This window comes from Pseudomonas sp. 1D4 (assembly GCF_001728925.1).
In the GTDB taxonomy this organism is placed as follows: domain Bacteria; phylum Pseudomonadota; class Gammaproteobacteria; order Pseudomonadales; family Pseudomonadaceae; genus Metapseudomonas; species Metapseudomonas otitidis.
The window spans coordinates 49993-59853 of the sequence record NZ_LXJQ01000039.1 but is presented as its reverse complement, the minus strand read 5'-3'; the positions used below and the strand labels follow the sequence as shown (position 1 = coordinate 59853).

General features: G+C 67.8%; 9 protein-coding genes. 2 read left to right on the top strand and 7 right to left on the bottom strand.

The window, feature by feature from the left end; all coding sequences use genetic code 11:
- Window positions 1-205: 205 nt before the first annotated feature.
- The 4 genes from A7D27_RS18940 to A7D27_RS18925 form a co-directional block, all read right to left on the bottom strand.
- Window positions 206-706: a BRO family protein gene (locus A7D27_RS18940; RefSeq protein ID WP_069565745.1), complete on the bottom strand. Its 501-nt coding sequence runs from the start codon at window positions 704-706 to the stop codon at window positions 206-208.
- 375 nt (window positions 707-1081) lie between these two features.
- The gene (locus tag A7D27_RS18935) at window positions 1082-1486 is read right to left on the bottom strand and encodes a hypothetical protein (protein ID WP_069565744.1); all 405 of its coding nucleotides are present in this window, start codon (window positions 1484-1486) and stop codon (window positions 1082-1084) included.
- A gap of 109 nt (window positions 1487-1595) precedes the next feature.
- Entirely contained in the window at window positions 1596-2756 is a 1161-nt protein-coding gene (locus tag A7D27_RS18930) for a catalase family protein (protein WP_069565743.1), read from the bottom strand.
- An 81-nt stretch (window positions 2757-2837) separates the two neighbouring features.
- Window positions 2838-4712, bottom strand: coding sequence for a di-heme-cytochrome C peroxidase (locus tag A7D27_RS18925; RefSeq protein ID WP_069565742.1), 1875 nt, complete (start codon window positions 4710-4712; stop codon window positions 2838-2840).
- Between the two features lie 255 nt (window positions 4713-4967).
- Between A7D27_RS18925 and A7D27_RS18920 the strand changes: the two genes are divergently transcribed.
- Window positions 4968-6251: a sigma-54 dependent transcriptional regulator gene (locus tag A7D27_RS18920; protein ID WP_069560211.1), complete on the top strand. Its 1284-nt coding sequence runs from the start codon at window positions 4968-4970 to the stop codon at window positions 6249-6251.
- 222 nt (window positions 6252-6473) lie between these two features.
- Here A7D27_RS18920 and A7D27_RS18915 read toward each other — a convergent pair whose 3' ends face one another.
- Window positions 6474-7361 (bottom strand): pseudouridine synthase, encoded by an 888-nt coding sequence (locus A7D27_RS18915; protein ID WP_069565741.1) that lies wholly within the window; start codon window positions 7359-7361, stop codon window positions 6474-6476.
- 273 nt (window positions 7362-7634) lie between these two features.
- Between A7D27_RS18915 and A7D27_RS18910 the strand changes: the two genes are divergently transcribed.
- Window positions 7635-7979 carry an I78 family peptidase inhibitor gene (locus A7D27_RS18910; protein WP_069565740.1) on the top strand — a complete coding sequence of 115 codons (345 nt, stop codon included), beginning with the start codon at window positions 7635-7637 and terminating at the stop codon, window positions 7977-7979.
- A 28-nt stretch (window positions 7980-8007) separates the two neighbouring features.
- Here the strand turns inward: A7D27_RS18910 and A7D27_RS18905 are convergent, their stop codons facing one another.
- Window positions 8008-8853: an EamA family transporter gene (locus tag A7D27_RS18905; RefSeq protein ID WP_069565739.1), complete on the bottom strand. Its 846-nt coding sequence runs from the start codon at window positions 8851-8853 to the stop codon at window positions 8008-8010.
- A 495-nt stretch (window positions 8854-9348) separates the two neighbouring features.
- Window positions 9349-9720: a YidH family protein gene (locus A7D27_RS18900; protein ID WP_069560207.1), complete on the bottom strand. Its 372-nt coding sequence runs from the start codon at window positions 9718-9720 to the stop codon at window positions 9349-9351.
- Window positions 9721-9861: the final 141 nt, after the last annotated feature.

Below are 9861 nucleotides of genomic sequence, written 5' to 3'. Positions count from 1 at the left end.
CCGTAGGATGCGGTGAGCTCAGCGAACCGCATCAACCCCAAGCCGCGCCGACCGTCCCACCGCCATGCCCAGCTCACACCAAACGGTGGACCGATAAAGCGCGGTCCACCCTACGCCCCGCCCGCCCGCGTCACCCCGCAACCGCCCGCACCCATCCCACCACCCCAAATGAAAACGGGCCCCGAAGGGCCCGTCTGTCAGCGATTTACCAGGGCGCTTGCCGCCAACTGGCGTCAGTGCGCAATGCCGGCTCGTCGAGGCTGGCGAGGAAGACCGGCAGGTCCTGCCGGTTGATCCAGACATCCCCCTGCCAGCTCAGCACGTTGATCGGCTGGTTGGCCCAGCACATGTAGGCCCGGCGGGGCGCCGCCTCTGCATCCCGATGGCGGTCGTGCAGCGTTGGCACCACCTGTTCGCTCAGCCACTGGCTGATGGCCCGGTGCTCCGGGTGGTGGAAGCGGTACAGCGCCTGGTAGGCCCCGGCATCGCTGATCACCTCCACCTCCTCGCGGGCGCCGGACTGGTGCAGCAGGAACAGCGCCCGCCGGTTGTGCGGGTCCACCCGCTGGGGCAGGCGATAGGGGCGCAGCGCACCGATCAGCCGCGCGAAATCCTCGGCGACGAACCAGGGGCGGTTGTCGACCATCACGGCACGGAGTTGGTAGGCGTAGCGCAGAAAAACAACGGGGGTATATGCGTCTTGCATGGTGAAGCTCCTCTGGACGGGTTAGGAGCTGCCACTGTTCGCTGTCAATCGAAAGGTGGCAGACCGCGCGGGGTTGACAGACCGGGTCCAGGAACCGGCAGACCGCAAGGGTCTCCCCGCGCGATCTGCCATAGAGCGGCGCAACTGTAAAAGTTGCATACGTGCATGGGCCTACAAAAAACGTACGCCGTTTTTCGTATGCACCAGTGGCGCAATCGCGCCCAGACAACAGGCTGTCAAACCCGGTCGCGGGATTTACCGCGACCGGCGAAGGATAGGGAGGTGGGGCGGGGAGGGCAAGCACGCAGAGGATTCAAGGAGGGCGCGTAGGGTGGGCTTCAGCTCACCGTCTTGAAGCCCGCGTCGCACCGAGGGTCAGGGGCGCTTCAGGTAATAGAGGATGTACCCCGAGTACACCAATTCACCGCGCTCCACTGCCGCCTTGAAGCAGGCGATCAAGGCGCTTTCATCGTCGAATCCGTAATCCCGAAGCCGTGAGCCAGCAAAGCCCGCCAGACGCCACGCTTCTACACCGTCGATTTCACCGTTGTCGCCAAAATCGAAATCCACGGCGATTCCCGATGGCAGCCGAGCCGCGCAGCCACACCCGTGTTTGAAGTAGGGGATGCCACCGGCCAGTTCGCCCTGTTGTTCCATGTCGTTGCCGGCCCAGTCGTCATTGGAGGCGGGCAGCTCAAGACCAGAGCATTGCATCGCGTCGACCACTTCACGAACGGCGGCCTGGTAGTCGGCGATCAAGCCGGCAAGTCGAGTGTCCATGGGCTTCCGAGGCAGGAATGAAGGCGGGGCGGGAGTCTACCAGTCAGTTGCCAATCCGTGTGGCGCTGACTGGCTGACTCCCATGGTTCAGCCAGTCGTTGCCATGTCCCTACGGCTTCACTCCGTCCCCGTCCTGCGCAACCCCATTCCGCTCATGCCGATACGCACTCACCGCCTCATACACCGCTTTGCGCAGGCGGTTGATGCCACCGATGGGGCGGTGTTCGGGGAGGGCGTGCCAGGGGTTGAAGGAGAGGTTGTCGCAGAATTCGTTCTGCTCGCGGCTATCGAAGTCCTGGGCGGGGACCTTGATGGTGGCGACGGTCTGGAACGGGGAGATCTTCTCGCTCCATTCCACGCTGGTGTCCTCGATGGGCATGTAGTGCTGCGGGTTCTGCACCTGCACCTGGAGGGCGAAGCAGGCCGGTACGCGATCGAGGGAGAGGCGCTGGTACAGGGCGTTGCGTAGGAAGTTGGGCAGGTCGGTGTTCTGCTTGGGCAGGGTGTACTCGGGGCAGGCCTGCGGGTCGGGGATGACGCGGTACTTGATGTTGGCCTGGCCCAGCTTGTACGGGGAGACGGAGCTGTAGACGGTGTCGGTGGGGCTGTCCGGGGCCGGGGCGAGGGTCTGCAGGGCGATCAGCATGTGGCGGATCTCCCAGGTGCGCGGGTCGAGGCTGGGGAAGAAGGCGCCGACCTTCTGGCCGTTGGCCTGGGCTTCGAAGTTGCTGCGGTACTCGGCCACGTCGCGGATGAAGAACACCGGGTGGTTGAACATGACGAAGTCCTGCTCGTTGGCGTGGGCCGGGCTGGGCATGAGCTTCTGGCCGGGCACGTCGAGCAGTTTGATGGCCATGCCGCGTGCGTCGCGGGTGCTGTCGAACTGCGGGTAGGCGTTGCCGTTGGAGAGGCGCATCCAGGCCTGCCAGGTCTTGCCCGGTTCGGCGAGCACGCCGGCGCGCAGGTCGGCGGCCAGGTCGGGCGCCACGGTGACCTCGGCCTTCACGCAGCCATGGGCCTTGGCGTGGGCATCCCGCAGGACGCGGGTGTTGTCGCGGTGCTGCTCCACCACGCGCATGGCGTCTTCGATGATGGCGCGGGTGTCGGCCGCCTCGGTGGGCGGGATCTGCTCCTCGGTGGAGACGGGGCCGGAGAACTTCCAGCCGTAGTAGAGGCTGCCGATGCCCCAGCCGATGAGGCCGACGGCGGCGGTGATGAAGAGGAGCCTGCCGAGCAGGCGTCCGAGCCAGAGCCATAAACGTTTGAGCATGAGCGCTTGGTCCTTGTTGTTGGCTTGCCCGCAGGCGGGTGGTTCTGGGTGGGCGCAGGCCCGCCGGTGGCGGGCCCTGGCTCAGCCCTGGCAGTTCGGCCCGGGCGTCCAGGGGCGCACGGGCTCGGGGGCGAGCTGCGATTCGAGGCGTTCGTTGCCCAGCACCTTGAGGTATTCGATTAGCGCCAGGCGCTCGTCTGGCGAGAGGGCGCGGCCGATCACGCCGTTGCCCCGGCAGCCGTCGCGGAATTCGTGGCCGCTGTTGTGGTTGCCGGTGATACGGGTGTCGAAGAGGAAGCCGCCGGGGAAGGCTTCGGTGCGGAAGCCGGCGAACTGCGGGTCGTACTCGAAGTTGCCGACGTAGAAGGTGGTGGCGCGCTCGTACACCGGGGAGAGCAGTTGGAAGATCGTCGGCACCGAGCCGTTGTGCAGGAAGGGCGGGGTGGCCCAGATGCCCTCCAGCGGGCGGGCCTTGTAGGCGCGCAGTTCACGCACGCCGATGGGCAGGCCGTAGCCGTCCATCTGCTTGCGCTCCTCGCCGCTGATGCCGGCCTGCTCGTAGGCGCGGTTCTCGACGTAGGCAGTGAGGTAGGCCAGGCCCTTGGCGCTGGAGATCCTGGCGAAGTCGATGTCCTTGAGGTCGGCACCGAACAGGCGGACGTCGAGCTGGGCGAGCTGCTCCTTGGTCCAGCCGAGCTTGGTCACGTCGAAGCGGTGGTCGGCGATGTTGTCGGCGGTGGTGGGGTCGGTGCCGATCTCCTGGGTGCTGATCATGCGCAGCTTCCACTCCGGGTCGCGGGTGGGGGCCAGGCGCTTTTCTTCCGGCTGCGGGTTGGGGGCGTGGCAGTAGGCGCAGTTCTCGGCGAACAGGGCGCGACCCTTGCTGGCGCGGGGCAGGTCGATCTTGCCGAGCACCTCTTCCGGCCAGGTCGGCGGTTTGAGGCGCTTGAGGGTCTCTTCCAGGGTGTACAGGTCGCGCACGCGGGTGCTGGAGCTGTAGCGCTGGTCGAGGGGCACGGGTTGGCCGTTCTCCTCGTGCAGGGTGAGGCTGGCGCCCACGCCGAGGGCTTCGCCGATGTTGCGTGCCATGGGCTGCATGGCGGAGCCGTTCCACTGCACCCAGTCGAACTTCCAGATGTCCCACACCTGGGGGTAGCTCACCGGGGCGTTGGCGATGCGGTAGTTGGACGGGTCGATGGCGTCGCCGAACACGCTGTTGGCGATGCGACCGAAGGCGTCGGTGCGGCCGAAGCCTTCCTCGGTGGGGTAGAGGCCACGGTGGGTGTCGTTCCAGGCGGTGCCCAGCAGGCGGTCGAGCACATCCTTGAAGTCGCGGCGCAGTTCGTCCTTGCCCTCGGGGTACTCCTCGCCGAGCACGGTCTTGGCGAAGCGGTTGAACTTGAGCGGGTTGTAGTAGGTGAAGGCCATGCTCATGCCCAGCGCCTGGCCGAAACCGCCGCCCTTGAGGGTGGGCACGGTGGAGGCGAGGGAGTGCAGGGCGGCACCGCCGTCGATGCGGATGGCCTGGCCTTTGTAGTGCAGTTCGCCGGTGTGGCAGGCGGAGCAGGTGATGTCCAGGTACTGCTGGCCGGTGTCGTTGTCTTCATGCCGGGCGAAACCCACGGGCAGGTTGCCGGGGTTCAGCTCGGTGGGCTGCTGCTGCGGGTCGACGAGGAAGCCGAAGCGGGCCAGGTACTCGGGGCGGGCGAACTTCTCGCTGGAGAAGGGCAGCTCCAGCGCGGTGAACCAGTCGTAGCGCAGGCCCTTAACCGTGGTGCCCTGGGGCGTGTAGTAGTAGGTCTGGCGGGATTGCGCGTCCCATTGGTCGAGGTAGTTGACCTTCTCCGGCGCCTGGTAGACGGGGAGATTGGGGTTGGCGATGTAATAGAGGACGACGGCGAGCCCCGCGAGCAGGAGCAGAACCAGCAGGATCAGTGCACGGCGGAGAATGCGCATTCGATACTTCCTTGTACGCTTTTCGGAATTTCTTACGTTATGCCAATCAATTCCTAGGTTGGCAAGGTGCTATTACCTTCATTTGTAAGGGATATTTCTTGTAGGTATTCACGGTTTTTCCCTTCATATCTATTCGCGATAGCGGTTATGGAGAAGGGTTCCATGGCGCGTCAAGATTCTTGCTAGCGTTACAGGTTGACGCGCCAACATGTTGTTTTTGTTGATAATTCAAAAATTTGGCGCCAAGGACGGGATATGTTGGAAAACATCACCCAGACCCCGAAACGCCTTCTTCTGATCGACCCCTGCGACGAGTGCCAACGGCTGATGCCCAGGCTCCGGGCCAGCGGCTGGACGGTGGAAAGCCGGGACCTGCGCCACGGCTCCGAGCCAGGCTGCGATGTGGGCCTGGTGCGCCTGCGTCGCGAGCACCTGGACCACCCGGAACGCATCCGGGCGCTCATCAGCCGCAGTGGCACCGAGTGGATCGGCCTGCTCGGGCCGGACATGGCCCGCCAGGAGCAGGCTGAGGACTTCGCCGGGGAGTGGTTCTTCGACACCCTGCCGATGCCGGTGGATGCCGGCCGCTTGCAGGGGCTGCTGGGCCGGGCGTTCGGCATTGCGCGGTTGCGTGGGCAGGTGGGGCGCCCGCGCGGCGAGCCGGAGCTGGTGGGCCAGAGCCGGCCCCTGCGGGAGCTGCGCAAGCAACTGGCGCGACTTGCCGGGCAGGAGCGCCCGGTGCTGGTGCTGGGGGAGAGCGGCACCGGCAAGGAGCTGGTGGCGCGCGCGCTGCACCGCACCTCGCGGCGGGCCGAGGCACCGTTCGTGGCCTTCAGGTGCGGGGTGCGTGGCGAGCCGGAGGAAGAGCACGCGCTGCTGGGGGAGGGTGGCGCGGTGGAGGCGGCCAACGGCGGCTGCCTGTTCCTCGACTCGGTGGCGGAGCTGCCGCTGCTGACCCAGCAACGTCTGCTGCTGGCCCTGCGCAGCCATCGCCTGCGCAGGGCAGAGGGCTGGCTGAGCCTGGATGTGCGCCTGCTGGCCGCCACCGACCGGGACCTTGAACTGCTGGCCGAGCAGGGCCGTTTTCTGCCGGAGCTGTACCAGTGGCTGGCCAGCCACACGGTGCGGCTGACCCCGCTGCGCCGCCGCCAGGGGGACATCGCCCTGCTGGCCGAGCACTTCCTGGCGCAGTACGCCATGGCCACCCACGGCCGCCCTCGACACTTCAGCGAGGAGGCGCTCACCGCGCTGGTGCGCCACCACTGGCCGGGCAATGTGCGTGAGCTGGCCGGGCGGGTGCGCCGGGGCTATGCACTGGCGGATGGCGTGCAGGTGGAGGCGGCGGACCTGGGGTTGCACAGCGCGCCGGCCGATGGCGGGGTGATCGGCACGCTGGAGGACTACAAGCGCCGCGCGGAGTACCAGGCGCTGTGCGATGCCCTGGCGCGCTACGGCAACAACCTGAGCCTGGCGGCGCGGGTGCTGGGCATCTCCCGCCCGACCTTCTATCGCCTGCTGCACAAGCACCAGTTGCTGTAGGGCGCCTCAAAAAGCGCAGGCGAGGCCGTCAGCGCAAGGCGCAACGACCAACGGGAGTAACAGCCGAAGGCTGGCCCGAAGGGCGCGCATCAGCGCGTCAAACCGGCGAAAAAGCGCAGCTTACGTGGGGTCGATGAGCATTTTGATCGGACTCGCGCACGAGCAGGTTTTTAACGCCGCGATGACAACGCAGGTAGTTTTCAGAGGCGCTCCGTAGGCGCGTCAGTCCAGCGGTAGCAGGTGCAGCTCGCTCTCGAACTGCAGGTCGCGGCCGCTCAGCGGGTCGCGGAAGGCCAGGGCGCGGGCCAGCAGTTGCAGGGGGCGGGCGTGGTCGTCGTGCTGGTCTCGGGCGTCCAGCAGCTCGGGGTAGAACAGGTCATGGAGGATGCCGGCGCCCAGGCCGGCCATTTGCACCCGTAGCTGGTGCTTGCGCCCGGTGACCGGGTAGAGCGCATAGCGCCAGTGTCGGCTGCCGCGTTCGATCACTTCCAGGCGGGTTTCGCTGTTGGGCGGCCCGTCCGTTTCGCACATGCGGAAGAACGGCTCGCCCGGCTCCAGGCGCGTGCGCCGCACCAGCGGGAAATCCAGTTGCGGCAGCGGCGCGGCCACGGCTTCGTAGCGCTTGTGCACCTCGCGCTCGCGGAACAGCGCCTGGTAGGCGCCCCGCGTGCTCGGCTCGCAGGAGAACAGCACCAGCCCGGCGGTGTGCCGGTCGATGCGGTGGATGGGCACCAGGTGCGGGTTGCCCAGGCGTTTGGTGAGGCGCGCCTGGAGCGTCTGCTCGACGTATTCCCCGGCGGGCATCACCGGCAGGAAGTGCGGCTTGTCGGCCACCACCAGGTGATCGTCCTGATAGAGCACGCGCTCCTCGAAGGGGATGTCGCGCTCCTGGGGCACCTCGCGGAAGTAGCGCACCAGCTCGCCGGCCCGGTACGGCGTATCGGCATCCAGCGCGTGGCCGTCGGCATCGGTCACCCGGCCCCGTGCCAGGCGGTCGAGCCAGGTGGCGCGGTCGATGGCGGGAAAGCGCGCACACAGCCCATCCAGCAGCGTCGACCAGGGGCCGGGCGGCAGGCGCAGGGTGCTGGGGCGTACGTTGGGGGTGGGCATGGCCGTCTCGGAGCGTCGGGGCGGGCGCGCATTAGGCCGCAGCCGCGGGCGCCGGTCAAACCCGGCGGACGGGCGCCCAGGGCACGCCGGCTGTGGGCCCGAAGTGAAGCGTTACGGTATTTCACCCAAGGGGCTCCCGGCAGGGCACCGGGCTCAGGCTACAATGCCCGACCCGCCGGGGAACGGCGGCCGTCGCAGCAGCTCGGATGCTCGCGCTCGGCGCCCGTCCCGGCCACCCGGATTCGGCTTTGCCTTCAACAAGAGGAACGCAGTATGTCTCGCACTTCCATCACCCTCGGCCTGGCCATGGCGGCGGCCCTGCTGGCCGGTTGCAGCTCCACCAGCGCCCCGACCGACAAACCTGCCGAGACCCAGGCCGCCCCGGCCACCACCCAGGCGGACCCGACCACCGACGGCCGCTGCTCCTCGGCCCCGGCCCGTGCCCTGATCGGCCAGGCCGCCACCCCGGAGCGCGTCGAAGAGGCCCGCCGTGCCGCTGGCGCCGCCGACGTTCGCGTGCTGAAGCCGGGCAGTGTGATGACCCTGGAGTACAACTCCCATCGCCTGAACCTGGACACCGACAACGCCAACCTGATCAAGGGCGTCAGTTGCGGCTGACCCCGGGCGGCCCTGCGCTGCGGGGCCGCTACCCCAGCTTCATCACCACCACGCCCATCGCGATCACCCCGCACGCCAGCAGCCGCACCGGCGGCATCGGTTCCTTGAGGAACACCCGCCCGATCAGCAGGGCGAACACCACGCTGGTTTCCCGCAAGGCCGAGACCATCGCCACCGGCGCCAGGGTCATCGCCCAGATGACGATGCCGTAGGCCAGCAGCGACATCGCCCCGCCCGCCAGCCCGCCGCGCCAGTAAGGCCCCAGTTGCCGCAACACGCCCGGCCCCCGCTGCACCACGATGGCCACTGTCATCACCGCCCCGTTCACCGCGAACAGCCACACTGCGTAGGACAGCGCATCACCATTGCTGCGTGCGCCCTGGGCATCGGCCAGGGTGTAGCCGGCGATGAAGACAGCGGTCAGCAGCGAGCAGGTCAGCATGCCCCGGCTCAACCCCGCGCGGGTGCGCCCACCGCGCCAGGCCATCAGCCAGATGCCGGCCACCAGGGTCAGCAGCCCGGCCAGTTCCGGCAGGCCGAGGCCGTCGTTGAGGAACAGCAGCGAGAGCAGCGCCACCAGCAGCGGCGAACTGCCCCGGGAGATGGGGTAGACCTGGCCGAGGTCGCCGTATTGGTAGGCGCGTGCGAGAAAGTTGTTGTAGCCGATGTGCAGCAGCGCCGAGAGCGCGATCCACGGCCAGGCCGCCGCCTCGGGCACGGCCACGAAGGGCAGGGCGCAAAGTGCGATCAGCCCGGCGGCGAGCTGGATCAGCGTGGCGGTGAGCAGGCGATCGAGGCCGATCTTCAGCAGCGCGTTCCAGCCCGCATGCAGCGCAGCGGCGGCCATCACCACCAGGAATACCGAGGTGTCCAAGCGCGATTTTCCTTGTACCGACGAAGGCGCGGCGCCACCGGGGGCGCCGCCAGGGAGGCGCGATAGTGACACAGCCCGCCAGCCGCGGTGAAACCGCCCCCGGCCTGATGGGCAGGCTCCGTAGGATGCGGTGAGCCCAGCGAACCGCATCGCGCCGATGCAATGCGCTGGCACCGCATGTCGCCTCGGAGTGCGGGGCGCCTCTTGTAGCCCGGGCTTCAGCCCGGGAAATCGGCGTCAGGCGGGGCCTCGCCGGTGGATGGAAAGAGCGCCTTCCACCCTACCGGAGCGGGCCACGACGCTCGCCTGATGGACACGCCCGTAGGATGCGGTGAGCTCGGCGAACCGCATCGCGCCCATGCGATGCGCTGACACCGTATGTCGCCTCGGAGTGCGGGGCGCCTCTCGTAGCCCGGGCTTCAGCCCGGGATATCGGCGTTAGACAGGGCCTCGATGTACCGGTACAGGCCCACGGCGCGATGCGGTGGTGTGCCGTCAGGCGTATCCGAGCAGCAGAAAGACGCCGAGGGCGAGCCCCAGCAGGGCGATGCCGAAGTTGATCAGCGGGCCGGAGTTGACGCTGTAGCCCTCGGGAATCTCGATGGGCCTGAGGGTGCGCAGCACCTTGCGGTACTGCAGCGAGGACCAGCAGGCGCACCAGGCGCCGAGCAGCAGCAGGGCCAGGCCGACCCAGTAGGACGCGCGATTCTGCAGGCTCTGGGCGTGCTCGGGCTGCAGCAGGTGCAGCAGCAGGCCGGTGCGCTCGATGGCGAAACCGAAGGCCATCAACGCGAGGCTGGTGCGGTTCCAGGCGAGCAGGGTGCGCTCGGCGGCGAAGAAGACGCGGGGGTCGTTGAGGTCGGACATCGTCACTCCGGGGCAAGACAGGGCCGGGCAAGCCTGCCATGGATAGCGCGCAGCGGCGAGCTGTGCCGGTGACGGCAAGGGGCCAGCGTTTGACGTTGCCGGTGGGCTCCCCCAAGCTGCGCGCTTCTTTTCTGCCAGCCA

What these genes read in the sequence shown, in the direction of transcription:
- A7D27_RS18940 (WP_069565745.1), bottom strand. Translation starts at nt 706, where the DNA reads ATGCAAGACGCATATACCCCCGTTGTTTTTCTGCGCTACGCCTACCAA.
- A7D27_RS18935 (WP_069565744.1), bottom strand. Translation starts at nt 1,486, where the DNA reads ATGGACACTCGACTTGCCGGCTTGATCGCCGACTACCAGGCCGCCGTT.
- A7D27_RS18930 (WP_069565743.1), bottom strand. Translation starts at nt 2,756, where the DNA reads ATGCTCAAACGTTTATGGCTCTGGCTCGGACGCCTGCTCGGCAGGCTC.
- A7D27_RS18925 (WP_069565742.1), bottom strand. Translation starts at nt 4,712, where the DNA reads ATGCGCATTCTCCGCCGTGCACTGATCCTGCTGGTTCTGCTCCTGCTC.
- A7D27_RS18920 (WP_069560211.1), top strand. Translation starts at nt 4,968, where the DNA reads ATGTTGGAAAACATCACCCAGACCCCGAAACGCCTTCTTCTGATCGAC.
- A7D27_RS18915 (WP_069565741.1), bottom strand. Translation starts at nt 7,361, where the DNA reads ATGCCCACCCCCAACGTACGCCCCAGCACCCTGCGCCTGCCGCCCGGC.
- A7D27_RS18910 (WP_069565740.1), top strand. Translation starts at nt 7,635, where the DNA reads ATGTCTCGCACTTCCATCACCCTCGGCCTGGCCATGGCGGCGGCCCTG.
- A7D27_RS18900 (WP_069560207.1), bottom strand. Translation starts at nt 9,720, where the DNA reads ATGTCCGACCTCAACGACCCCCGCGTCTTCTTCGCCGCCGAGCGCACC.